This is a genomic window from Pseudomonas sp. SbOxS1, assembly GCF_013416725.1.
In the GTDB taxonomy this organism is placed as follows: Bacteria; Pseudomonadota; Gammaproteobacteria; order Pseudomonadales; family Pseudomonadaceae; genus Aquipseudomonas.
This window is the reverse complement of the sequence record NZ_JAAVXC010000008.1, coordinates 1-23,953: the sequence shown is the minus strand read 5'-3', so window position 1 is coordinate 23,953 and position 23,953 is coordinate 1. Positions and strand designations below refer to the sequence as shown.

Below are 23,953 nucleotides of genomic sequence, written 5' to 3'. Positions count from 1 at the left end.
AGGCGCAATGCTAGCAGATCAAAAAACGTCCGAACTCATCCCAGGCTTGTGCGACGACCCTAGCAGTTCTGATAGTTCTCGACAGACGACCTGAGGTGTACAACTAAAGTCCATCGACCCTACATCGGCGAAGCCATTGGCATGACTCAACTCAAACCTGTTGATCAAAAGACTTCCACTTGGCAACGCACGACGCTGCTGGCAACCGACAATAGCCAATCAATCATTGGCGAGATTGTCGATGGCGAGCATACCCCCATCGCCTACACCGCTTACGGCGAGCAATCCGCACCGCAGGAAGACAAGGCCCGGCTGGGCTTCAACGGTCAATTACGCGAAGGGAAAATTGGTTGGTATTTGCTGGGTAACGGGTACCGTGCTTACAACCCGCGCTTGATGCGGTTCCATAGCCCGGACAGTTGGAGCCCATTTGGTGGGGGCGGGTTGAATGCGTATATGTATTGCGTGGGGGATCCAGTGAATCGATCTGATCCAACAGGACATGTCCCCTGGATTGAGCCAAGCGTGAAGAAAATCTTTAAAAACACCTTCAACTTCTTCTTTGGCGGCGCAGGAATGACTGGCCCCAACCGCAGCAAGGCCCTGACAGCCACGAGAAGAGTGGAGGATGTGGCGGGACCAATGCGTCCCACATCGGAAAACCTTCAGCAAACGCTAGGTAAGATAGGTACTTATGTTGGTGGAGCGCCTGGTGCACGAGCGCACCCTGATTCACGGGGGCTTGACTATGGCACCACAACGTCAAGGGTACACCCAGGCTATGCGGCCGGCGCCGCAGCTGATGGACTTACCCGACGCTCTACCCGTTCGAGTCCGCAGACTTCAATCCCTGGTGGCGGCGGCCACCATACACCTGACGCGCCGCGCTTGGATGGACCGCCACCCTCTTATAGCGAAGCAATGTCACTATGGAATGCTGGCACTTTTGCACAGTCGCAACAGGGTAGGACATTCGTGGTGAATAGGGCTGCCGTCCCAAACAGCGGCAACTACCTTGAACTTCGCGCTCCTCAGCCTGATGTTCAGCCTCTCAACGAAAACCAGCACGCCCCCCTTGTACGTAGAAACGCAATCGACGGCCCAGATCAGGCTCGCGCTCTGCAGGCCGCAGCTGCGAGAGTACGAGCGCGGCGTCAGTAATGGTCAAACTCTAATGTTGAAAAGCCGACATAGTCGCCCTCTAACTTTTGCAACACTGAGAAAGTTAGCGCGGTGACTTGAAGTCACCGCAACATCCCCCACCGCTTCACCGTCACCCTTTCCAACGAATCAAACACCAGATTCTCCACCAGCAACCCAATCAGAATCACCACCGCCAACCCAGCAAAAACCTTATCCGTGTACAGCTCATTACGGTTCTGGAAGATGTACCACCCCAGCCCGCCCTTGCCACTGGTCGCACCAAACACCAACTCGGCAGCGATCAACGTACGCCAGGCAAAGGCCCAACCGATTTTCAATCCGGCGAGGATCGACGGCAGCGCCGCCGGGATCAGGATGAACAGCACGAAGCGCATGCCCTTGAGGCCGTAGTTACGCCCAGCCATGCGCAGGGTTTCCGAGACGCCAAGGAAACCTGCGTAAGTATTGAGCGCCAAGGCCCACAGCACCGAATGCACCAGCACGAAAATCAGGCTGTTCTGCCCCAGGCCGAACCACAGCAGCGCCAGTGGCAGCAGGGCAATTGCCGGCAATGGATTGAACATGGAGGTCAGGGTGCTGAGCAGGTCGCGGCCGAACTGGGTCGAGACCGCCAAGGTGGTCAGGCCGAACGCCAGGACGATGCCGATCAGGTAGCCCTTGAGCAGCACCACCAGGGAAATCCACACCTTGCCCAGCAATTCGCCGCTGAGCAGGCCGTCGTACAGCGCATGAGTGGTCTGCACGAAACTCGGCAGCAGCAGGTCGTTGTTCTGATAATGGGCAACGGCTTCCCAGAGTACGGCGAGCAAAATCAGGATCAGGCTTTTGCGCAGCCAGCCTTGTTGCCACAGGCGCTGACCAAGCGGCAGTTCACGTTCCAGTGCAACGCTGGTCAGTGGCTGCAAAACGGTTTCGAATTCTTCACGCGGGGATGATAAATGGCTCATCGGGCCCTCCTCTCAAACTGGCTCAATAAGCGATGCGGATGTCGGCGAAATCCAGTTCGCGATCGGTTTCCGGCGACTGGCCTTCATCGAACAACAACCGATGGATGCGTCGCGCCGACTCCTGGAATGCCACGCCGCCCAGGCTGTGCAGGTCGTATTGATGGCTGTGTACTTCGGCACGTACCCGTCCCGGGTGCGGCGACAACAGCAGAATGCGATTACCCACCACCAACGCCTCTTCGATGGAGTGCGTGACGAACAGCAGCGTGAAGCGCACCTCCTCCCAGAGCAGCAGCAACTCTTCCTGCATCTTGCGTCGGGTCAGGGCGTCGAGCGCGGCGAAGGGTTCGTCCATCAGGAGGATTTTCGGCTGCATGGCCAATGCCCGGGCAATGGCGACCCGTGCCTTCATGCCGCCCGACAGGGTATGCGGATAGGCATCGGCAAACGCCGCCAGACCAACCTTATCCAGGTAATGCAAAGCCCGCTCTTCGGCCTCTTTGCGCTTGAGGGTCTTGGAGGCCAGCAGTGGAAACATCACGTTCTGCTTGACGGTTTTCCAGGGTGGCAGTTGATCGAACTCCTGGAACACCACGATCCGGTCTGGCCCCGGCGCATCGACGCGCTGGCCCTGCAGACGGATCTCGCCTTCCACCGGCTGGATGAACCCGGCAGCGGCCTTGAGCAAGGTCGACTTGCCGCAACCGGATGGCCCGAGCAGGACAAAGCGGTCCGCCGGATCGACCTCGAAGCTTACCTGGTGGGTGGCCCGCACCACCCGCTGGGGCGTGCGGTATTCCAGGCTGACGTTATCGACCGACAGCAGCGCTTGGGCTGCTGCGTTCGGTTTGCTGACCGTGTGGCCTTGCAAGGGGGCGTTCATGTCGGTCAGCTCCCTTGCAGCGGTTTGGCGTCCTGGAAGAAGTAGTCCTTCCACGAGTCCGGCTTGTTTTTGATCGCGCCCACACGGAAGAGGAACTCGGCCAGCGGGTAGGTATTTTTCGGCGTGACGCTGAATTCGAACTGCGGGTTGTCGATGATTTTCAGCAATTCCGCGCGGTCGATCTTGGCCTTGGTGACGCGAATGTAGGTGTCCGCCGCAGCGCCTTTATCGTTCTGGGCAAAGGTGGCGGCTTCAGTCAGCGCGTCGATGAAGGCTTTGTAGGTTTTCGGGTTTTCGTTGCGGAATTTTTCGGTGGCGAACAACACAGTTGGCGAGTTCGGGCCGAGCAGGTCATAGGTGTTCAGTACTACGTGCACATTCTTGTTTTCCAGCGCCTGATCCTGGAACGGCGGGTTGGAGAAGTGCCCGGTCAGCTCGGTGCCGCCAGCGATCAACGCCGCCGTGGCGTCGGGGTGCGGAACGGCGATGGTGTACTTGTCGAGGCGGTTGAACTCCTTGTCGCCCCACTGCTTGGCGGCGGCATATTGCAGGAAGCGCGACTGCACCGACACGCCCACCGCCGGCACCGCGATGCGGTCCTTCTCGGTGAAATCGGCGATGGTCTTGACCTTCGGATTATTGCTCACCAGGTAGTACGGGAAGTTGCCGAGGGAGGCCACGGCCTTGACGTTCTGCTTGCCGTGGGTGCGGTCCCAGATGGTCAGCAGCGGGCCGACGCCAGCACCCGCGATATCGATGGAGCCGGAAAGCAGCGCATCGTTGACCGCCGCGCCACCGGAGAGCTGGGTCCAGTCGACCTTGATGTCGATGCCTTCCTGCTTGCCGTATTTCTCGATCAGGTTCTGATCGCGCACCACGTTGAGCAGCAGGTAAACGATGCCGAACTGTTCGGCGATGCGGATTTCACCTTCGGCATGGGCCACGGTTGGCGCCACCAGGCTACCGGCGATCAGGCTTAAACCCAGGCCGATGGCCGCGGCCAGCGGTGCAAAGGGAAGACGTTTGGACATGGTCAAATCTCCGACAAATCAGAAAGGCGCGTCGCCCTGGATGGTGGTGCGAAACAACTTGCGGCGCAGATAGCTCGGGCATCCCGCGGCCAGGTGGATCAGCGAACGGTTGTCCCAGAACACCAGGTCATGGGGCTGCCACTGATGGCGGTAGATGTTTTGCGGCAACACGCTGTGGGCGTAGAGCTCGTCGAGTAATTGCTTGCTCTCGTCTTCCGGCAAACCAACGATGCGGGTGGTGAAACCCTCGCTGACGAACAACGCCTTGCGGCCATTTTCCGGGTGGGTACGCACCACCGGGTGAATGACTTCGGCGACCTGGGCCAGCTGTTCCGGGGTCAGGGTCGGGCGCCAGTTGCCTTCGAATTTGGTCTCGCTGTAGCGCGCCGTGTAGGAATGCGCCGCCGAGCGGCCCTCGACCGCTTTGCGCAGCGCGTCAGGAAGGTTGTCCCAGGCTTTGTGCATGTCGGCGAACAGGGTGTCGCCACCTTCCGATGGCAGCTCCTGGGCATGCAGCATCGAGCCCAGGCTTGGCAGTTCCTTATAGGAGAGATCGGAGTGCCAGAACTTGCCGGCGTCACCCAGGCCGATGTTCTGGCCGTTCTCGACAATGTTGGAAACGATGAGGATTTCCGGATGCCCTGCCAGCAGGAACTGCTTGAGCACGTGGATCTGCAACACGCCGAAACGGCGGCTGAAATCGATCTGTTGTTGGGGGGTAATGCGCTGGTCGCGGAACACCACCACGTGATGATCCAGGTGCGCACGGTGAATGCGGGCGAAGTCCTGGTCATTGACCGGACGGGACAAATCGAGGCCGATGATTTCGGCGCCGACAGCGCCACTGAACGGGCGGATTTCGAATAATTGCGGCGCGATGGTCGCGGCGCTTGGGGTAGCAGTAGCTGCAGACATAAATCACTCCCACGCACGGCACGCTCAAGGGCGCGCGCGTCGATCAGAAACTCACGGAGGTCCCGTGTTGGTTCGAGTCGTGCGGCGCGCCGATTGGTCGGCAGGTACGCAGGGATGTGACTTTATAGGTATAAGAAACTAAATTTAAATACCGTTAACGAATATACATATGGCTTTTGCTATTTGCCGCTTCAGACCTTCAATCGTCGGAAACGCCTTCTATCCGATGGGTGCACGCCTACGGGAGTGCTCCTGGGTGTTCGCCGCCTACTTTATGACCAGACTGGGTTGCCCTTTCACCAATTCGCCAATTGACTGACACAGCATTCAATACTCTACAAGCGCTGATCAAGGCCAACGCTCAATACGCCAAAAACATGGCGTATTATTGCTAGCCATTCGCCACGATCACTGCCAGTTACAAAATATTGACACAGAGAGCTCGATATCCCATCATCTGCGCGCTGCAAATGGCCCATATTTTGACTGGCCCCATGACAGCTCTTTCCGGTTAATCGCCTGAGAGTGATTTTCATCATTTTATTGAGACCGGTGTCGAAGCGACAGCACGCCTGGATACCTTTGTCTCTTAGTGAGCGGCCTTCAAATTTTGCCGATACCTAACCGTTCGGGCTGAGTTTTTGCTGCATTCGAACAGTTGGAGTAGAAGGCGTTGGGTCATGTCACGTTAGCCATCCGGCATCTGCAGGATGAGCAAATGTTGCTGCGCCAGGGGCGGTTATATTGGGTCACCCTGGACCTTGCAACCGATGCGGAAATTTTAGCTCGTCAGTTTTTATCGGGCTTGTCGCAAGAACATATTGCCACTTTGGTATGCAGCGGCACCGATCCTCAAGCTGTCGTCGAGTCCATGGCCGCGGATTGCGGTCCCGCGGAGCTGCGCCTGTTTGGCATGCCTGACGACGCCTCTGCCCACCTTGCCTTCAAGACTCTGACCTCGGATCTACAGCGAATCAAGATCGCGCGCGGCAGTCATCTACTGTTGATGCTCAATTGCGCCCATCTGGAAACGCTCAGCACCCATCAGCTACAACGCTGGTGTGAAAGTACCCGTGAATGGCTGTTGAACATCGACTGCACGCTGCTGGTACTGTGCAGCGGCCAGGCGCCCCTGCTACATGAACGCCTGTCCAGTCTCAATGAGCAACTTGCCGGCCTGGCACAACTGTATCGCCAGGACGGTGCCATTCATTACCAACTGAACTTCTGGCACAGCCAATTGGGTGTTTGCGCCGCTCAGGCATTTGACCTGCAAGCGAGCGACAGTGGTTTTGCCTTGAGTGATTCGCAGCTATCGAGCCCCTCGCAAACCCGTACCGACGACCAGCGTATTTATCTGACCGAGCGCTCAGCCCTGGAAGGGACGGCACCGTTGTCAGAGCAGTGGCGCCTTTTCGAACACCGCGCCGATCTGCTGCAGCAGGCTTCCCACGCGCGTGCGGCTTGCGTGATCGTCACGCTGGAAAGCAACCAGGACGTAGAACCACTGGCTCGGCAATTACACAAGCTGCGCGAGCAATGCGGTGCTGCCCTGAAGATCATCGTGCGGGAAATTGAAGCCTGCCTGCGCTATCGCGACGAGCGTCTGTTGCTGACGTGCGGAGCCAACCTGATCGTTCCTGCCAAAACCACACTGGCTAACTTTCTCAGCATGGTGGAAAGCGCCCAAGGCCAGATCTGGCGCCATCGTCAGACAGCTGATATCCAGTCGCTGTTTGCACGACTGCGTCCTCCTGCGCGTCGAGGGATATTGCCGCCCAGTGAATTTATCGACCTGCTGGATGAGGTCTACAGCGGTGCTTCGGGCGAACTTGCGCATCAATTGTTGCGACTGCGCCCACGGGGCGACCTGAACATCGACCAATACTTGAGCCAGATCACCTTGCGCCGCTTCGGCGATGTCGCCTGCGTTCTTGATGGTGTGTTTTACCTGTTCCTGTTCGCTTGCCGTGCCGACGGACTGGAGCCCGCGTTGGGAAATATCTGCCGTTTGCCGTGGCAGGATATTTTCAGCAAATGCGAGGTGCTTTCCGGTGCGGACGTCCTGCCACGCCAGGCTTTCATCAATGCACCAAAGACGCTTGAAGTATCACGCCAAGCCTCCGGACAAGTAACCGCCGATTTGACACGCGCCATCAGCCAAAGCGGCTACGCGCCGCAACGCATCACGTTGGTGCTGTCGGAGCCTTGCTCATGAATTTCACCCAGTTGCTACAAGTCATCGCGGCAAGTTGCCTCATGACGGTAGCGTCAATGCTTGTGCTGCGCAGTCTCTTGCAGCGCATCAGTCGCAGGCTTCAACGATATATGCAACCCCGTTATCTGCAGTCGCGGGGTGTGCGTCGGCGCAAACCTGCAGCGCCCGTTGTGAGTGATGTCCATGAACAGTCCTGAGCGATTCGAAGCAGGCCCGACATCAACGAAAACCGCCTGGACCTGGCCTGGCCTGGGACTGTGGAATCTTTATTTCCTCATCAAGCTGGCGCTGCTGTGGAGCGGCCACCTGAACTTGCAGATCTTGCCGAACCTGGTGTTCGCCGCCGTGTTACTGGTGCCACTGCGCAATCGATACTTGTCGGGACTGCGCACGTTGATCGCCATACCGTTGAGCGTGGCGTTGTTCTATCAGGACACTTGGCTGCCACCCTTCAGCCGGTTGCTGGACCAGCCAGGCGTACTGAATTTCACTGGGGATTATCTGCTTGACCTGGCCGGTCGTTTCATTGACCCGAGCCTTTGCGGCGCATTGTTGCTGCTGGTGGTGGCGTATTACTTCGTGCACCAGTGGCTGCGCCTGACAACCTTGACCCTGGCTGGTTTTGCCTGGCTCGGCGGAGCAGGGCTCATGGCGATGCATGCCCCTGTTCAACAAAACACGACACCGGCAGCCGTATCCGCAGGTACACCAATTGTCAGCGCAGAGCCGGACAGCCCGACGCTCGACGCTTACCTGCAAAATTTCTACAACACCGAGGCCGGTCGGCAAGTGGTCTTCCAACCGTCGCAATCGGCGGCTCAACCGTTCGACCTGCTGCTCATCAATATTTGTTCGATGGCATGGGACGACCTGGAGGCCGTTGGCTTGCAGGACAACAGCTTGTTGCAGCAGATGGATGTGGTGTTCGAGAATTTCAATTCGGCGACTTCCTACAGCGGGCCGGCTGCCATTCGGTTGCTGCGCGCCAGTTGCGGACAACAGTCGCACAGCAAGCTTTACGGCGTGGCACCCGAGCAATGCCTGCTGATGGACGATCTGCGCAAACTGGGCTTTAACAGCGAAGTCATGCTCAACCATACGGGTCAGTTCGAAGGATTTATCGACGAAGTTCGTGCCCAGGGATCGTTGCCGGGGCCGGAGGTCAATATCACCCATCTGCCACGCGCCCTGGTTGCCTTCGACGGTTCGTCGATCTGGCGTGATCGCGAGGTTCTGGACAAGTGGTGGCAGCATCGCGAGGGGCAGAGCGATTCGAGGGTGGCGTTGTTCTACAACACCACGACGCTGCATGACGGCAACCGCACACTGACCCTCGATGGCAGCACGAAGCGTGCCGATTACAAGGCGCGCGCCCAAACATTGATCGATGACCTGAGCGCGTTCCTCAAAGAATTGGAGAAGAGTGGGCGCCGAGTGGCGGTGGTGATCGTGCCTGAGCATGGCGCTGCCTTGCACGGCGACCGCATGCAGATTTCCGGCATGCGGGAAATCCCGAGCCCGTCGATTACCCATGTGCCGGTCGGCATCAAGTTGGTGGGCATGGGCAAGAATCCGCGATCGGAACCGATTCTCGTCAAAGGGCCGAGCAGTTATCTGGCCCTGTCGGAAATCATTTCTCGCTTGTACGCCGCGCCTGCGCAAGGTGAAGGGTTGGGCCCGGACTGGCAGGCACTGCTGGCCAATCTGCCGCAAACCCCGGCGGTCTCTGAAAACGCTGGAACCGTTGTCCTCGACTACGCCGGCAAGCCTTACGTTCGGATCAAGGAGAATGGAGCATGGCTTCCTTACCCGCAAAAATCCAATTGAAAAACCAGGCGCCCTCGCGCAACGAGCGGGCCGATGATATTGCCCGGCTTAAAGTCGAACTGCGCCTGCCGAGCTTGGAATACGTCGATGTTTCGGCACAGCTTGAATTGAGCCGGGCGCTCAAGCGCTGGCCGTTGCTGGCTGATTTCCCGATCACTGACGACCAGGGCGACCAAGTGCCTTTGCCGGTTGTCCAGCCCGTGCAGCAGGGCAAGTTCGGAGCGCTTAAGTGACATCGCTGAGTATGCGCGGGGTACGCGGGGGTGTCGGCACCACTTCGTTGCTGGCGGCGCTCGGCTATGCCCTGGAAAGTCTCGGTGAGCGGGTATTGCTGATCGACATGTCCCCGGAAAATCTGCTGTCGCTTCATTTCAATCTGCCGGACTCCGGGAAGTCGGGCTGGGCGCGGGCGATGCTCGATGGCCAGGACTGGTATAAGCAGGCCTGGGGCCTGACGCCGACTCTCCAGCTATTGCCTTATGGTCGCCTGAGCGCCCAGGAGTCCATGGGCATCGAGCAGCAACTGCTCCATGACCCGCAGATATGGGCACGGCGTCAGGCGAGCCTGGCGGCCCACTATGACTGGCTGCTGTTCGATGTTCCACAACGCTTGCCGGGGCACGGGACCATTGGCCCTTGCCTGCTCCCGATCCGGGTAGCCGAGGCCGATGCGGCTTGCCATGTGCTGCTGCAACGACAGGCGGGCGGTAATCCCGTGCTGGTGAACCGCTTCGATCCGGGCAGCCAGCTGCAACGCGATTTGCTGCTCATCTGGCGACAATATTACGCGGCTCGTCTCCTGCCGCTGACGGTGCACGCCGACGAGGCCATGCGTGAAGCCTTTGCATTCAAGCAGCCAGTAGGACAACACGCACCGCAAAGCCTTGCGGCGCAAGATGCGCTGAGTCTGGCGACCTGGTGCCTGGCACGACGCCGAGAGATGGCATGATCGAGCACTGGTTCCCTTACCTGCAACTGCGTCGTCGTTACGACTGCCACCCACTGACCGCTTTATGGCTGGCTTCATTCACCGCCATGGCCTGGTTGTTCTTGCGGCTGGAGTCGCCGGTCTGGCAGCGCCTCATGGAACAACGCGAACGATGGTATCCGCACTTGGCCAGCAAGGTGCCAAGTGTTGGAGACCCTTTGCGTATTGCCCTGCAAAGCTTGTGGTTGCTGGTATTCCGCCCCTGGCCGCAAGCCCGACGGCGCACCGCACCGCAATGGGTGCGCCGTGTAGGTCAGTCGAACCAGCGGTTGTGGAGTCGCGTTGGTGCGTTTCTCACTGAACTGCCGCAGCACGCCAGTGAGAGCAAGGCCATGCATGAAGGCGCCCGGTGGCGGCGCAACCTTGATACTCGGCAAAGACATTGGCTTGATTTTACCTGCGCTGCAGTCGGGCTGGTCCTGGTGGTGGTGTGTATCACCCAGCCCTTCAACTACGTATCCCAGTTGGTTTATGTGATTTTGCTGTGGGCGGTAGCGATGGTGATTCGGCGCGTGCCGGGCCGGTTTCCGACGCTGCTGCTGATCATGCTGTCGATCATCGTTTCCTGCCGTTACCTGTGGTGGCGCTATACCTCGACCCTGAACTGGGACAGTCCGCTGGATCTGGCTTGCGGGGTGTTGTTGCTGATTGCCGAAACGTACTCCTGGCTGGTGCTGTTGCTCGGTTACATCCAGACCTGCTGGCCGTTGAATCGCCCCCCGGCGCAACTGCCGCGTGACACACGCTTGTGGCCTACGGTCGATCTCCTGATCCCGACATACAACGAAGACTTGTCCATCGTACGCAGCACGGTGTATGCCGCCCTGGGTATCGACTGGCCTCACGACAAGTTGCGTATTTCGATACTTGACGACGGCAAGCGCGAAGAGTTTCGCTTGTTTGCTGAACAGGCCGGCGTGAATTACATCACCCGTAACGACAACAAACATGCCAAGGCCGGCAATCTCAATCAGGCACTGAAGCAGCTTGATGGCGAGTTGGTTGCAATTTTCGACTGCGATCACGTGCCGGTACGTTCATTCCTGCAACTCACGGTGGGCTGGTTCCTGCGCGACCCTAAGCTCGCGCTGGTGCAAACACCGCATCACTTCCTGTCGCCGGACCCTTTTGAACGCAACCTCGACACTTTCCGTCGGAGTCCCAATGAGGGCGAGTTGTTCTACGGCCTGGTACAGGATGGCAACGACATGTGGAATGCCGCGTTTTTCTGCGGCTCCTGTGCAGTGCTGCGGCGTTCGGCAATTGATGAAATCGGTGGCTTCGCCGTGGAAACCGTCACCGAAGACGCCCATACCGCGCTGCGCCTGCACCGCAAGGGCTGGAACTCGGCTTATGTGCGTATTCCCCAGGCCGCAGGGCTGGCCACTGAAAGCCTGTCGGCACACATCGGTCAGCGGATTCGCTGGGCGCGGGGCATGGCGCAGATTTTCCGCACCGACAACCCGTTGCTGGGCAAGGGCCTGACGATCTTTCAACGCATTTGCTACGCCAACGCCATGCTGCACTTTCTGGCGGGCCTGCCGCGCCTGGTGTTCCTTACCGCGCCCTTGGCGTTCCTGCTGATGCACGCCTACATCATCTATGCGCCGGCCTTGATGATCATGCTGTATGTGATTCCGCATATGGTTCACGCCAGCCTGACCAACTCACGCATGCAGGGAGAGCACCGCTTGACGTTCTGGGGCGAGGTCTATGAAACGGTACTGGCCTGGTACATCGCGCGGCCAACCACCGTCGCGCTGTTCAATCCCAAAAAAGGCAAGTTCAACGTGACCGCCAAAGGCGGCCTGATGACCGAGAACCAGTTCGACTGGGGTATCGCCAGGCCGTATCTGGTGCTGGCAGTGCTCAACGTAGCCGGCCTGTTCTTTGCGGTATGGCGTTTGATTTACGGGCCCGCCAATGAAATCGGTACCACGCTGGTCAGCAGCCTGTGGGTCATTTACAACCTGTTGATCGTGGGCGCTGCCGTGGCCATTGCCGCTGAAGTACGTCAGGTGCGCGAGACCCACCGTGTGCAGGCCAAATTGCCGGCGGCGATACGCCTGCAAAACGGCCACTTCTATCCCTGCCTGTTGGTGGATTACTCCGAGGGTGGTACCGGCGTCCAACTGGACGTTGAGCTTTCCCTGCCAATCGGCGAGCGGGTTTCCCTGATGATGCAGCGCGGGGAACGGGAGTTCCTTTTCTCGGGCATCGTCAGCCGCAGCCATAAAGACTTTATTGGCATCGCGCTCAACGAGCTGACTGCACAACAGAAAATCGATTACGTGCAATGCACTTTTTCCCGTGCAGACGCCTGGTTGAACTGGAATGAAGACTTCGCTCCAGATCGGCCGCTGCACAGTTTCATCGATGTGCTGCGTCTTGGCGCCACCGGCTATTACCGCTTGTATCAATACTTGCCCGCCTGGACACGAACCCTTGTCCGACCGTTGGTGCGTTTGCTCGCCTGGCTGATCAGCTATGTGCCGCGCTTCGCCAAAGCGTCCCCTCTTTCTCCAACTTCTCGATCGGAATGCGCACCATGAGTCGCTATTTCAGTTTCACGCTGGCAAGCCTGCTGTCGCTGGCAATGGGTTGTGCCCTGGCGCAGCCCGTCAAAGAGCAAACTTCCAAGGCTCAGCCACCGGTGCCAGTGTCAGTACCGGAAACTGTGACCAGCGTGCCGAGCTGGGACGTTTCGCGTAATTTCACAGAGCTGGGGCGGGCAGCTGACAGCCTGTTGCTAGGCACGCATAACACCGATCAGCTGGAATTCACCATGCGGCGTGATCGCATCGCCAACGATGCGAAGCTTCAACTTGAGTACACGCCATCGCCGGCACTCCTGCCAACGCTGTCGCACCTGCGGGTCTACCTCAACGACGTGTTGATGAATGTGATCCCCATCGACAAGGAGCAACTGGGCAAAAAGACTGTTCGCCAGGTTGATCTTGATCCGCGCCTGATCAGCGACTTCAACCGCATACGGTTGGAGTTTATCGGCCATTACACCGACATCTGCGAAGAGCCTTCCAATAGCGCGCTGTGGGTCAATATCAGCCGGGCCAGCCTGGTATCCCTGAAAGAGCAGGCGTTGATCGTGCAGAACGATCTGGCCTATTTTCCGATGCCTTTTTACGATGCGCGCGACTATGAAAAACCGGTTCTGAACATGGTTTTCGCAGCTTCTCCCACGCTTGGCGAGCAACGTGCGGCGGGTATTCTCGCCTCGTATTTCGGCAGCCTGGCGGCGTGGCGCGGCACGGAATTCCCGGTGCAGTTTGATCAACTGCCCGCAGCGACAGCCGCTACGCCAGTCACCGCGTCCATTGTGTTCGCCACCAACAATCATCGCCCGGCATTCCTGGCCGACATGAAGCAGTTCCCGCCGGTTGAGGCGCCGGTGGTGCAGATGATCGACAACCCGACTGACCGCTACAGCAAGGTGTTGCTGGTGCTGGGCCGGGACGAGGCCGACCTGGCCACCGCCGCGCAAGCGTTGGTATTGGGGGGTGACCTGTTTCGAGGTGAGCGGGTTGTCATCGACAAGGTGCAGCAGATTCAGCCGCGCCAACCCTATGACGCACCGAACTGGATGCGTACCGATCGGGCCGTTCGGTTCTCCGAGCTGATCAAATACCCCGAACAGTTGCGTACCAGCGGCGTGCAGCCACTGCCGATCAGCCTGGATATCAACTTGCCGCCGGATCTGTTTGTCTGGCGCAACCAGGGTATTCCGCTGCAAACCAAATATCGCTACACGCCATCGGCCAGCAATGACGGTTCGCGACTGAACATCAGCCTCAACAATCAGTTCATCACCAGCCTGCCACTGCTGGCCAACACCAATGACCGACTGGAAGAATTGCGCCTTGCGGTGTTGTCCAGCGAGTCGGCGAACACCAATGAAAACCTGTCGGTCCCGGCGCTGAAAATCGGCGACCGCAACAACTTGCGGTTCAATTTCAGCTTCGCCACGACGACCAGCAGTTCCCAGCGCGATCGTTGCCAGACTTCTTTAGTAGTGGACACTCAAGCGGTTATCGACGATCAGTCGACGATTGATATGTCGGGCTATCACCATTTCATCGCAATGCCTGACCTGGCAGCGTTCGCCCGCAGCGGCTTTCCCTTCAGCCGCATGGCCGATCTTTCCGAGACCGTGGTCATCGTGCCGCCGCAGCCCAGCGCCTTGCAGCTGAGTACCTACCTTGAAGCAGTAGCCGGAATTTCCGCCCGCTCGGGTCTGCCCGCCATAAACCTGACCTTGAGCGATAACTGGGACGAGGTATCTAAGCGCGATGCCGACTTGCTGATCCTCGGCGCTCTACCGTCTGACATCCACGATAACCGCGACATGAATCTGCTTCTGGACAGCTCCCGAAACGGGTTGTTGAAAGCGAACATGCAGGGGCCTGGCTCGTCGCAAACCAAGGACGCGGGCAAACCGGCAGCCAGTCGTGTCGAGGTGTCGGCCACCGGTCCCATTGCCGCAATCGTCGGCATGCAGTCGCCTTCCCACGAACAGCGCAGCATCGTGGCCCTGCTGGCCACTGAAGACTCCGGCTACCAGTTATTGCGCGAGACGCTCAATGACAGCGGCAAGCTCGATGCAGTGGCCGGCTCGGTGGTGTTGATTCGCAGCAGTGGCGTTCAAGGCCAGATGGTCGGCGACCACTATTACGTCGGTAGCCTGCCGTGGTGGCTGCTGCTCTGGTTCAAGTTGTCCGAGCACCCGATCCTGCTCGCAATCATGGCGGTGTCTGGCGTACTGCTCAGTGCATTCCTGACGTGGCGCATCCTGCAATGGGCGGCTCGTCGTCGTCTGGCTCATGAAGAATAAGTCGGCCCGGTCACGGCTCCTTGCGGCGTTCTTGCCACTGCTGGCATTGCCTGCACAGGGAGCGAGCCAATGTATCTGGCCGGCCTGGGAGAATTTCAAACAGCACCTGATCAGCGATGATGGACGGGTTATAGACGCGTCCACTCCACAGCAGATTACGACCTCTGAAGGGCAAAGCTATGGGCTGTTTTTCGCGCTGGTCGCCAACGACGGGAAAAGCTTTGAGCGGCTGCTGACCTGGACCCGCAACAATCTGGCGGACGGCGATCTGGGCGCTCACCTGCCAGCCTGGCAATGGGGGCGCGACAAGGATGGCCAATGGGGCGTGCTCGACGGCAATAACGCCAGCGACGCCGACCTGTGGATCGCCTACAGCCTGCTGGAAGCCGGTCGCCTGTGGCACAAGCCGGATTACCTGGCCCTGGGTAATCACCTGCTATGGCGCAGCGCTGCACAATCGCTGCGCAAGCTGCCGGGGCTTGGCCTGATGTTGCTGCCAGGGGATGTTGGTTTCGAATCCAGTCAAGGCTGGCGCCTGAACCTCAGTTATCTGCCGCCGCAACTGTTGAGCAGATTTTCTCTCATAGCACCGGTGTGGACCGAAGTAGCGCAAAACGCCCGTCGCGCGCTGATCGAAGGCTCCCCCAAAGGCTTTGCACCCGATTGGCTGATGTGGCAGGCCGGACAGGGATTTTTTCCCGACGCGAAAAACGCGCAGGGTAGCTACGACGCTATTCGCGTCTATCTATGGCTGGGCATGCTGGCCACCGACGCCCCCGAGCGCAGTGTTTTGGTCAATCACTTCAAACCCATGATTGAAGCGACCGCGCGCCTGGGATATGTGCCGGAACACGTCGATTCCGCCACTGGCGAGAGCATGGGCGCAGGCCCTGTCGGGTTTTCGGCGGCACTCTTGCCGTTATTGGCCAGCGATGCATCGGCTGCTGCCGCACTGTCTGCCCAACGTGAACACCTGCGTCAATCTCCTCCGTTGGCCGATGCCTATTACAACCAATCGCTGGTGATGTTTGGCCAGGGTTGGGACGAACACCGCTATCGGTTCGACAAGGATGGGCGGCTGCAACCGAACTGGACGAGTCCATGCACGCACTGAACAAAGCCCCCCGCTGCACCTTCAAGATCTTGATGTTGCGCTCCACCCTGCTGCTGTCCTGCTTGAGCGGTGCCGCGCTCGCGGCGACGGCGCCTGTTACTCAACAGGAGCAACAGCAATGGCTGCTGCAGCAAATGCGTATCGGAGAAGCCTTGCAACGCGAAGATCTGGTCCGCGACTCTTTGGCACGACTGAGACTGATCGCCCCCGACAACCCCCAGGTGCTGGTGGGCGACATTCGCCAGGCGTTGGCCGACAAGACCCAGCCGCAGAACAGCGCCTGGATCGAGCAGCGATTGACGCGCCTGCGCCAGCTGGCGCCGGACTCTGCGCAATTGCGCCAGGCTCAGGCACTTATCAAAATGCACAGCCCGGACGGCCTGCGCCAACTGCAGCAGGCACGGTTACTGGCTGCTGCCGGACGCTTTGACGAGACCAGCGAAGCCTTTGAAAAGCTGTTTGCCAAAGAGCCGCCGGACCTCGCGTCGGCGCTGGAATACTGGAACGCGCGCAGTCGCATCAGCGGCCAGCGTGCAGCGGCGATCGGTCCTGTGCAGGCTCTGGACCGGGATTACCCGGGCAACGCTGGCTTGCGCCAGATGCTGGTCGGCCTATTGTTCGCCGAGGATCGCAACGACGAAGCCCTGGCCGTGCTGCATCAACTGGCGGCGGACCCTCTTGCCAGTACCAATGCCGCCGAACGGGAATACAACTACCTGATCAAGCTGCCAGTGGGCCCGCAGACGGCGCAGGCGTGGCAGGCATTCATTCGCTATTACCCGTATTCGCCGTTGGCTAAAGAAGCTACGAAGCAGCTGGCGATGCAACAAGGGCTGTTGGCCGACCCTGCCTGGCAGGCCGGCATCAAAGCCAAGCGCATGCTCGAGCAAGACAACGCCAGGGAGAGTGCGGCTGCCGAGAGCTTGTTGCGCAAGGCCCTGAAGGCTTATCCGCAAGACGCGAGCCTGTATGGCGCATTGGGTATGGCGTTAATGCACCAAAACAAATACTCGGCGGCCCATGAAGCCTTTTCCACGGCACTGAGCAAAGAACAAGACACCTCTTACATCAGCAAATGGCAGGATCTAAAGGCGGTTACTCGCAACTGGATGATCCTGCAACAAGGCGACGAAGCCCTGCAGCGTAAGGACTACGCGGCGGCGCGCAAGGCGTATCAGCAGTCGCGAACACTCAAAGCCGACTCCGCCGACCCGTTGATCGGCCTCGCCAATGTCGCCATGGCCGAGTCCGATGACATCGCGGCTGAAGCCCTATTGTTGCAGGCGCGCAAGGTCGAACCCGGCAATGGCAGCGTGGTGCGCGCCCTGATGCGGCTGTATCGGGGTCAGTCCCTCGAACGTGCCGAGGCCTTCCTCAACACCCTGCCGGCCAGCAACCAGACGGAGTTTGCCAGCCTGCGCCGGAGCATCGAACTCGAGCGGCTGAACCTGCAAGCGGACCTTGCCAGTCAGCGTTCGGACTGGCCTCAGTTGGCATCGCTGCTGAAGAAAATCCGCCAGTTGGAACCCGACAATCCATGGCTGACCTATCGCCTGGCCACCGCCGAAATTGCCATGGGGCAACCGCGGGAGGCTGACAAGGCGTTTAGTCAATTGCTTGCCCTGCAAGGCCGCAATCCCGAGGCTCGTTACGCCCATGGTCTGTACCTGGCCAATGAGAACCGCGACAGCGAAGTGTTGGCCACCCTTGGACAGATCCCGGTCGCCGACTGGACCGAAAACATGCGTGAACTGAACACCCGGATCAAACGTCGGCAGTTGATGGCTCAGGTCGAACAACTGCGCAACACCGGGCACGAGTCTCAGGCCATTGCCTTGTTGCAGCGTGATCCAACCGTCGATGATCTTGGCACCCTCGCCGACTGGGCCGCACAGCGTGGAGACTACGCCGGGGCCGAGAGCTACTACCGCAAGGTGCTCAGCGTGCAGCCACAAAATGCCGAGGCACAGCTGGGCTTGATCGAAGCGCAGATTGCCAGCGGGCACATCGCTCAAGCCCGTGCCGGCCTGGATCGAATGGTCGTGGCCCCTTCTGCTCCCGCTCCCTGGCAACGACGGCTCGCCAATGCCTGGTCTGCCGTGGGCGAAAAGGATAAAGCCAGCGCGATATTCGCCAACCTGTTGAAAACGCCACAGGCCGACCCGCTGATCTATCGCGATGCGGCGCGTCTTATGGCAAAGGATCAGCCGCAACAGGCTCTGGATAACTACGCCCGCAGCATGGCCGCGGCTGGTTTGATTTCACCTGCCCAGGCCAATCCCCGCGACAACGCGGCGATGACTGAGGCGAGCCGCGCCAAGGACAGCGATGATTGGCTGCCGCGCAGCCTGCGCAGCGACGTCGACGAGCTTTATCAACAGCAGAACCCGACCGTCAATCTTTATCATGACTACACTTGGCGCAACGACGACACGGCACCGGGGATTGCCGACCTGACGACGCAGCTGACGATTCTGCGTATCGACGCGCCGTTCGCCCAGGGGCAGGGTTTCGTTCAGGCCGAACAGGTAGACCTCGACGCCAGCTCCTTCGACACTGACCCCGATGGCTTGCACCGCGAACAGTTCGGCACCTGCGCCGTCCAGCTGCGCAACAAGGCCACACAAGAGCTGGTACCCGATGGCTGCCGCAGCACCTCGCAAAGCACCAGCGGACCAAGCCTGGCGGTGGGCTGGAAGAACGCTCAGTGGGCGCTGGACCTGGGCCATTCTCCACAAGGTTTCGAAGTGGGTAACTGGCTCGGTGGCGTCGCTTACAGCAGTGACTGGAAGTCCATTGGCTGGACGTTGACCGCCTCACGTCGGCCCATGAGCAACTCGGTGGTGTCATACGCCGGGGCCGTCGATCCGCAGACCGGTATACGTTGGGGCGGCGTCACCAGCAACGGGTTAACCTTGAGCCTGAGCCATGATGAAGGTGGCGTTGATGGCGTGTGGGCCAGCTTGGGCAGTCATTGGCTGCGCGGCAAGAACGTGGCCGACAACCAACGCCTCTCGGCCATGACCGGTTACTACTACAGACTGAGGGACAGTGCCGACGAGCGTATGCGTACCGGCTTGACCCTCATGTATTGGGGCTACGACAAGGACTTGAGCGAGTACACCTTTGGCCAGGGCGGTTATTACAGCCCGCAACAGTATTACTCGATTGGCGTTCCTTTCAGCTATGCCTGGCGCAATGCCAATTGGTCGGCACAGCTGGAAAGCTCGGTAGGCTGGTCATACTCAAAAACCGACAGTAGCGACTTGTATCCGCTGGGCGGCCCGGCGGGGTTTGATATCATTCCCGACACCGCCCTGACCAACGGAAGCAGCAGCACTGGCGCCAGCATTCGCCTGCAAGCGCTGGTCGAACGACGCCTGACGAATCACATGGTTGTGGGCTCGGGGATCACCCTGCAACACAGCGAAGGCTACGCCCCTAGCCGCGCTATGCTGTACCTGCGTTACACCTTCGATGAATGGCAAGGCAACCTGCCTATGCCGATCGAACCGGTGACGCCCTATGCAGATATGCGGTGACGGCGGGGGGATGTGTGCTTGATTTGTGCTCAGGATAGGAAGCACACCCTCAACTGGCGCGATGTTGACTATGCTGCTGACAGCATGACGCCGTTCACTTTTGAGGGATGCTTGATGTTCTACGTGCAACGCAGTACAGACGGCCAACTGATGCGCGTCGAAGCGGAAGCCTACGCCGAATCCACGGAAACGCTGCCAGCCGACCACCCTGACCTCCAGGCCTGGTTCGCCAATGAAGTCATGGCCACCAGCCACAAGCAGTTGCTGCAAATCAAACAGCTCAAACAACTGCGCCAGAGCGACCTGGAAATGATCCGGGTACTCGACGACCTGATCGCCGTGCTGATCAGTAAAGGCGTGATCCTCGTCACGGACCTGCCAGGGCCCGCGCAGACCAAACTCATGGACCGCTTCCAGGCGCGTGAGGCGTTGGGTGGGTTGAGCAGTCTGGTTGAGGAGGATGAGGAAGGGTTTATCTGAAATCCGGGAAACAGCAAAAAGATCGCAGCCTTCGGCAACTACAGGTGTACGAGGGCTGCCCCCCTAGCGACTAGCTTATTCCCAAGGCTTGGGCTCCCCCACCAACCGCCCCTGAATGCCGTATACCCCCATCTCGCGAATCACTGCCAACTCTCCTTGTGTCTCGACCCGCTCGGCAATCAATGGCAGGTCAATACTATGGGCCGCACGCTGGACGGCTTCGATAAACAGGCGTTTATCGCTCTCCTGATCAATCGCACGGATGTAGCTACCGTCAATCTTCAAGTACGCCAAACCCAACCGCGCCAGGTTGCCGATCAGGCTGAAGCGGCCACCGAAATGCTGCAGGCTAAGGGAGAACCCGAGCTCTCGCAAACGCCGCGTCAGCGCTTCGAGACGGGCTTGCTCCGGCAATTGCTCTTCGCCGATTTCCAGGGTCAGTCGCGGCCCCAGACTGGAGTGCGAACGCAACGTGTCGAAGAGCGCAGTCAGCGCTTGCGGGTTTTCCAGGGTGGCCGAGGACAGGTTCAGCGCCAGTGGCGCTTCGTGCGTGCCCATCTGCTCCAGTACCAGCTCCAGCATCAACCTGTCCAGTCGCGCCGCCCAACCGAACCGCTCCAGCCACGGCAAGAAGCGTCCGGCAGGGATGCTCTGGCCCTGGTCGTCGATCAGGCGGGAAAGCACTTTGTAGTGCAGTACCAACTGCGTGTCCTGGCTGGCCACCACGGGTTGGAAAAACAGCTTGAAACGTCGTTGCTCCAAGGCCCGATCCAACAGGTTGTGCCAGGCATGATGGTCATCGCCGACATCGGCCAAGGCACTGTGATCCAGGCAGACCCAGTTCGAATCGGTCTGGCCTTCGGCCTGCGCCAGTGCCTGATCCGCCAGCCCGAGCACGGCTTGTGGGGCATCGCCATGAATAAACGGCGCCAGCCCGATCGCCGCCACGGAAGCGACATCAGTGGCGCCGGTCGCGTGCAGGCTGGCCAGGGCTACGCCGAGGCGCTGCGCCAGTTGCACCGCTTCCTCTCGCACCAGGCCCGGGGCCAGAACGGCGAACTCACCGCCACGAATTCGTGTAATTAGATTGTTTGTTTCCGGGTATCTGGCGCACTCGCGCGACAGCTGCTGGCCCACCGCCAGGAGTAACGCATCCGTGCGCTGGCCGCCGAGCCGCTGGTTCAACCCGGCCAGATCCTGAACCCGCAACAGCAGCAAGTAACCGGAACTGGCTTGCTCGGAATTGCTCACCCGTGCGTTCAGTTGCATCTCGAAGTAACGCCGGTTGGCCAAGCCGGTCAGGTTGTCCTGATACGACTCGACCCGCAGCTTTTCACTGCGTTCGGCCTGCTCCTGAAACAGCGCCTTGAGCTTCTCGACCATCTGGTTCATCGCCTGTACCACGCGACGCAATTCCGGCGTGCGCGGCAATTGTGGCAAGCTGAGAAACTCGCGGCGGGCAATGGCGTGGGACTGCTGAACCATGTAGTCGAGGGGCTTCAATTGCCGACGCAGCAACAGCGCGCCGAGTATCGCGCTGACCACGCCACAGATCAGCAACCACCCCAGGCTGCCCAACGCGCTCTGCCACAGCTTGGCCAGTGCGAACATCGGGTGACTGACCACCTCGACCCGCGCGGCCTGCTCCCAGCCGCGACTGACGATCGCATCGCCACCGGCGGGCTCCAGGCCAATCAGTTTGACGAACCAGTCAGGCACCCGGGTATCGGCGGGGATGCCGCTACGCTCGATCAGCGTCTGGCCGTTGGAGATATCGACCACGCGGATGCTGGCGTAATAACCGCTGTCAAAGATCGAGCTGACCAGCAATTCGGTCATTGCCGGGTCGTCGATATTCGGCGTCAGTGACAGCGCCAGCGCCGTCGCCGCATCCTGGGCGTGGGAACGCAGCTGGTTGACGTACTGGCTACGCGAGCTTTCCAGGCTGACCATGAAGCTGCCGGTGAAGGCGACGACCAGGAACAGACAGATCGCGATCAAAAGCTGTTTGAACAAAGACATCTGTGGGCGTGCTCCTAGTTAGTCGTCTCGACCGGGAATCCTTCGGCCTGCATTTTTTTCAGCACATCCTGCCAACGGGACAAACGCTTGGTGTCACCAACCTTCTGATTGCTCTTGGCCCCCGGCAACCACAGTCCTTGTGCATTGAAAGAGTAGACCGGCAGCAAATCCTTTCTCTGGCTGGCCGGCCTGATCGCGTCGACAAGGCTGTCGAGCACCAGCGGCTCGGCTTCCGGGCTTGAGTAGTAGGTCAGCACCATGTGTGCACGATTCAGGTTCAGCGCCTTTACATAGGTAATGCGCAGCTTGTCACTGGAAACGCCAAGGTGACGCAGGCTGAAATATTTGGCGATCGCGTAGTCTTCGCAATCACCGGCACCTTTCCACAGGGCTTCGACGGGGGTTTCCCAGTAATCGACCTGGCGCCACAGGTCGATGTCTTCGACGTAGCGCAGTTGTCTGTTGAAGAAGCGGTTGATGACGTTGAGCTGTTCCAGTTCGTCGACCCGATTCTGCGTCGCCAACAAGTGCTGCCAGGCATCAATGCGCTGCTGGCCTGCGCCCAAAGGTCCGTACAATGCCTGCGCCCGATTGCTGATCAGGGAAAAGTCCCAATCGGCATGCACACCACCCAGCAACCCACCGGCCAGCAGCAGGGCGCCACACGACCAGCGCCACATCCGGGAGATCGGAGAACGTACCGCCAATACGAGTCATCCAGGGTAGTCAGGTGGAATGGGTTGATGGTGTAGGTTAGCTCGCGAAAAAACAATGGCACGCTGAGATCACTGACGGCACGCTAAACTAAGGGAAAGGCACTCTGTCGGGCGTTTGACAAGCTGTCAGGCAGTTACTAGTGTCAATTGGATCCAAAAACTTAGTCAATCAGGGTGCGTAGTAGTGACACAAAAGCCCAACCCGCTCAGCAGTATCAAGGTCAACGGGCCGATTCCCGCCCACTTGGCGCGCTCGGTGATAGAAGAAAGCCTGCGCGCAGCCATTCTTGATGGCCGCATTCCCTGTGGTACCGCTTTGCGCCAGCAAGACCTGGCCGACTTGTTTGGCGTCAGCCGCATGCCCGTGCGCGAAGCCCTACGCCAACTCGAAGCCCAGGCGTTGCTCAACGTGGTCGCCCATAAAGGCGCGGTCGTCGCGCCACTGGTACAGGGCGATGCCACGGAAACCTACGCCCTGCGAATCCTGCTGGAGTCTGAAGCCCTGCGCTTGTCGGTGCCTTTGCTTGAAGACACGGATGTCGAGCAGGCTTGCCGCTACATCGACCAATTGGAAACGGAACAGGACTACACCGAAATCGGTCGGCTCAATCGCCTGTTTCATATGTCGCTCTACAGCAAGGCGCCCAACCGTCGACTGCTGAAATTGGTGGAGGACGGGTTGAACGAGGAAGAGCGCTTCCTGCGATTCAATCTGGAAGCCATGGGCCTGGGCAAATTGTCCCAGGAAGATCACCGCGCTCTGTTACGAGCCGCCGAAGAACGGGACGTCGAAACCTCGGTGAAGCTGCTTGAGCATCACCTCAATCGTGCGGTCGAGGTCATCACTCGGTATCTTGCTACCCCTGAAGCCGAGCGCATCAAAACCTCGAAGTGACCTGCTGGCCGTTAGTGCGCGCCAGAGACACTGGGCTTTTCGGTACCCTCTGAAACGACAAAACCCCTGTCTGCGTTAGCAGACAGGGGTTTTGGAATTTAATCTTGACGATGACCTACTCTCACATGGGGAAACCCCACACTACCATCGGCGATGCATCGTTTCACTTCTGAGTTCGGGATGGGATCAGGTGGTTCCAACGCTCTATGGTCGTCAAGAAATTCTGTGTGCCGGTCCGTCTGTAACGACGTGCCAGCGAATTCTTGATGTTTCTACTATAAAGACAAAACCCCTACCTGCAAAGCAGATAGGGGTTTTGGAATTTAATCTTGACGATGACCTACTCTCACATGGGGAAACCC

The 23,953-nt window shown here is 59.2% G+C and carries 18 protein-coding genes and 1 rRNA gene; 12 read left to right on the top strand and 7 right to left on the bottom strand.

Annotated features, from left to right (window positions below; genetic code table 11):
• Window positions 1-141 precede the first annotated feature (141 nt).
• Window positions 142-1,161 carry an RHS repeat-associated core domain-containing protein gene (locus HFK74_RS12265; protein WP_180203743.1) on the top strand — a complete coding sequence of 340 codons (1,020 nt, stop codon included), beginning with the start codon at window positions 142-144 and terminating at the stop codon, window positions 1,159-1,161.
• Window positions 1,162-1,244: 83 nt separating this feature from the next.
• Here HFK74_RS12265 and HFK74_RS12260 read toward each other — a convergent pair whose 3' ends face one another.
• The 4 genes from HFK74_RS12260 to HFK74_RS12245 are packed head-to-tail and all read right to left on the bottom strand — an operon-like array spanning window position 1,245 to window position 4,940.
• Window positions 1,245-2,111, bottom strand: a complete 867-nt coding sequence (locus tag HFK74_RS12260) for an ABC transporter permease (RefSeq protein ID WP_180203742.1) — start codon at window positions 2,109-2,111, stop codon at window positions 1,245-1,247.
• Between the two features lie 22 nt (window positions 2,112-2,133).
• Window positions 2,134-2,994, bottom strand: a complete 861-nt coding sequence (locus HFK74_RS12255; RefSeq protein WP_180203741.1) for an ABC transporter ATP-binding protein — start codon at window positions 2,992-2,994, stop codon at window positions 2,134-2,136.
• Window positions 2,995-2,999: 5 nt separating this feature from the next.
• The gene (locus HFK74_RS12250) at window positions 3,000-4,025 is read right to left on the bottom strand and encodes an ABC transporter substrate-binding protein (RefSeq protein WP_180203740.1); all 1,026 of its coding nucleotides are present in this window, start codon (window positions 4,023-4,025) and stop codon (window positions 3,000-3,002) included.
• Between the two features lie 18 nt (window positions 4,026-4,043).
• Complete coding sequence (locus HFK74_RS12245) at window positions 4,044-4,940, bottom strand: TauD/TfdA family dioxygenase (RefSeq protein ID WP_180203739.1); 897 nt, start codon at window positions 4,938-4,940, stop codon at window positions 4,044-4,046.
• Window positions 4,941-5,613: 673 nt separating this feature from the next.
• On the opposite strand from HFK74_RS12245, the gene bcsE reads away from it, so the two are divergent.
• The 10 genes from bcsE (at window position 5,614) to HFK74_RS12195 (ending at window position 19,958) form a co-directional block, all read left to right on the top strand.
• Complete coding sequence (bcsE, locus tag HFK74_RS12240; RefSeq protein ID WP_180203738.1) at window positions 5,614-7,158, top strand: cellulose biosynthesis protein BcsE; 1,545 nt, start codon at window positions 5,614-5,616, stop codon at window positions 7,156-7,158.
• Window positions 7,155-7,355 (top strand): cellulose biosynthesis protein BcsF, encoded by a 201-nt coding sequence (gene bcsF, locus HFK74_RS12235; protein WP_180203737.1) that lies wholly within the window; start codon window positions 7,155-7,157, stop codon window positions 7,353-7,355. Before bcsE ends, bcsF begins: the two co-directional genes overlap by 4 nt.
• Window positions 7,342-8,985 (top strand): cellulose biosynthesis protein BcsG, encoded by a 1,644-nt coding sequence (gene bcsG, locus HFK74_RS12230; protein ID WP_180203736.1) that lies wholly within the window; start codon window positions 7,342-7,344, stop codon window positions 8,983-8,985. Before bcsF ends, bcsG begins: the two co-directional genes overlap by 14 nt.
• Window positions 8,955-9,218: a cellulose biosynthesis protein BcsR gene (gene bcsR / locus HFK74_RS12225; RefSeq protein ID WP_180203735.1), complete on the top strand. Its 264-nt coding sequence runs from the start codon at window positions 8,955-8,957 to the stop codon at window positions 9,216-9,218. The genes bcsG and bcsR overlap by 31 nt, the downstream gene beginning before the upstream one ends.
• Window positions 9,215-9,934, top strand: a complete 720-nt coding sequence (gene bcsQ / locus HFK74_RS12220) for a cellulose biosynthesis protein BcsQ (RefSeq protein ID WP_180203734.1) — start codon at window positions 9,215-9,217, stop codon at window positions 9,932-9,934. The genes bcsR and bcsQ overlap by 4 nt, the downstream gene beginning before the upstream one ends.
• Entirely contained in the window at window positions 9,931-12,525 is a 2,595-nt protein-coding gene (bcsA, locus tag HFK74_RS12215) for a UDP-forming cellulose synthase catalytic subunit (protein ID WP_180203733.1), read from the top strand. The genes bcsQ and bcsA overlap by 4 nt, the downstream gene beginning before the upstream one ends.
• Window positions 12,522-14,822, top strand: coding sequence for a cellulose biosynthesis cyclic di-GMP-binding regulatory protein BcsB (gene bcsB, locus HFK74_RS12210; RefSeq protein ID WP_180203732.1), 2,301 nt, complete (start codon window positions 12,522-12,524; stop codon window positions 14,820-14,822). Before bcsA ends, bcsB begins: the two co-directional genes overlap by 4 nt.
• On the top strand, window positions 14,812-15,936 hold the full coding sequence (bcsZ, locus tag HFK74_RS12205) for a cellulose synthase complex periplasmic endoglucanase BcsZ (protein WP_180203731.1): 1,125 nt from the start codon (window positions 14,812-14,814) through the stop codon (window positions 15,934-15,936). Before bcsB ends, bcsZ begins: the two co-directional genes overlap by 11 nt.
• Window positions 15,924-19,478, top strand: coding sequence for a cellulose synthase complex outer membrane protein BcsC (bcsC, locus tag HFK74_RS12200; RefSeq protein ID WP_257230309.1), 3,555 nt, complete (start codon window positions 15,924-15,926; stop codon window positions 19,476-19,478). Before bcsZ ends, bcsC begins: the two co-directional genes overlap by 13 nt.
• A gap of 114 nt (window positions 19,479-19,592) precedes the next feature.
• Entirely contained in the window at window positions 19,593-19,958 is a 366-nt protein-coding gene (locus HFK74_RS12195; RefSeq protein ID WP_180203730.1) for a tryptophan synthase subunit beta, read from the top strand.
• Between the two features lie 75 nt (window positions 19,959-20,033).
• Here the strand turns inward: HFK74_RS12195 and lapD are convergent, their stop codons facing one another.
• Window positions 20,034-21,980 (bottom strand): cyclic di-GMP receptor LapD, encoded by a 1,947-nt coding sequence (gene lapD / locus HFK74_RS12190; protein WP_180203729.1) that lies wholly within the window; start codon window positions 21,978-21,980, stop codon window positions 20,034-20,036.
• A gap of 14 nt (window positions 21,981-21,994) precedes the next feature.
• Window positions 21,995-22,687: a cysteine protease LapG gene (lapG, locus tag HFK74_RS12185; protein WP_180203728.1), complete on the bottom strand. Its 693-nt coding sequence runs from the start codon at window positions 22,685-22,687 to the stop codon at window positions 21,995-21,997.
• 193 nt (window positions 22,688-22,880) lie between these two features.
• Here lapG and HFK74_RS12180 point away from each other — a divergent pair, with 193 nt between their 5' ends.
• Window positions 22,881-23,591 carry a GntR family transcriptional regulator gene (locus HFK74_RS12180; RefSeq protein ID WP_180203727.1) on the top strand — a complete coding sequence of 237 codons (711 nt, stop codon included), beginning with the start codon at window positions 22,881-22,883 and terminating at the stop codon, window positions 23,589-23,591.
• A gap of 102 nt (window positions 23,592-23,693) precedes the next feature.
• Here HFK74_RS12180 and rrf read toward each other — a convergent pair.
• Window positions 23,694-23,809 (bottom strand): 5S ribosomal RNA (rrf, locus tag HFK74_RS12175).
• Between the last annotated feature and the right edge of the window lie 144 nt (window positions 23,810-23,953).

What these genes read in the sequence shown, in the direction of transcription:
- bcsB (WP_180203732.1), top strand. Translation starts at nt 12,522, where the DNA reads ATGAGTCGCTATTTCAGTTTCACGCTGGCAAGCCTGCTGTCGCTGGCA.
- HFK74_RS12245 (WP_180203739.1), bottom strand. Translation starts at nt 4,940, where the DNA reads ATGTCTGCAGCTACTGCTACCCCAAGCGCCGCGACCATCGCGCCGCAA.
- lapD (WP_180203729.1), bottom strand. Translation starts at nt 21,980, where the DNA reads ATGTCTTTGTTCAAACAGCTTTTGATCGCGATCTGTCTGTTCCTGGTC.
- bcsZ (WP_180203731.1), top strand. Translation starts at nt 14,812, where the DNA reads ATGAAGAATAAGTCGGCCCGGTCACGGCTCCTTGCGGCGTTCTTGCCA.
- HFK74_RS12195 (WP_180203730.1), top strand. Translation starts at nt 19,593, where the DNA reads ATGTTCTACGTGCAACGCAGTACAGACGGCCAACTGATGCGCGTCGAA.
- bcsA (WP_180203733.1), top strand. Translation starts at nt 9,931, where the DNA reads ATGATCGAGCACTGGTTCCCTTACCTGCAACTGCGTCGTCGTTACGAC.
- bcsG (WP_180203736.1), top strand. Translation starts at nt 7,342, where the DNA reads ATGAACAGTCCTGAGCGATTCGAAGCAGGCCCGACATCAACGAAAACC.
- HFK74_RS12260 (WP_180203742.1), bottom strand. Translation starts at nt 2,111, where the DNA reads ATGAGCCATTTATCATCCCCGCGTGAAGAATTCGAAACCGTTTTGCAG.
- bcsC (WP_257230309.1), top strand. Translation starts at nt 15,924, where the DNA reads ATGCACGCACTGAACAAAGCCCCCCGCTGCACCTTCAAGATCTTGATG.
- HFK74_RS12265 (WP_180203743.1), top strand. Translation starts at nt 142, where the DNA reads ATGACTCAACTCAAACCTGTTGATCAAAAGACTTCCACTTGGCAACGC.
- bcsF (WP_180203737.1), top strand. Translation starts at nt 7,155, where the DNA reads ATGAATTTCACCCAGTTGCTACAAGTCATCGCGGCAAGTTGCCTCATG.
- bcsR (WP_180203735.1), top strand. Translation starts at nt 8,955, where the DNA reads ATGGCTTCCTTACCCGCAAAAATCCAATTGAAAAACCAGGCGCCCTCG.
- HFK74_RS12250 (WP_180203740.1), bottom strand. Translation starts at nt 4,025, where the DNA reads ATGTCCAAACGTCTTCCCTTTGCACCGCTGGCCGCGGCCATCGGCCTG.
- HFK74_RS12255 (WP_180203741.1), bottom strand. Translation starts at nt 2,994, where the DNA reads ATGAACGCCCCCTTGCAAGGCCACACGGTCAGCAAACCGAACGCAGCA.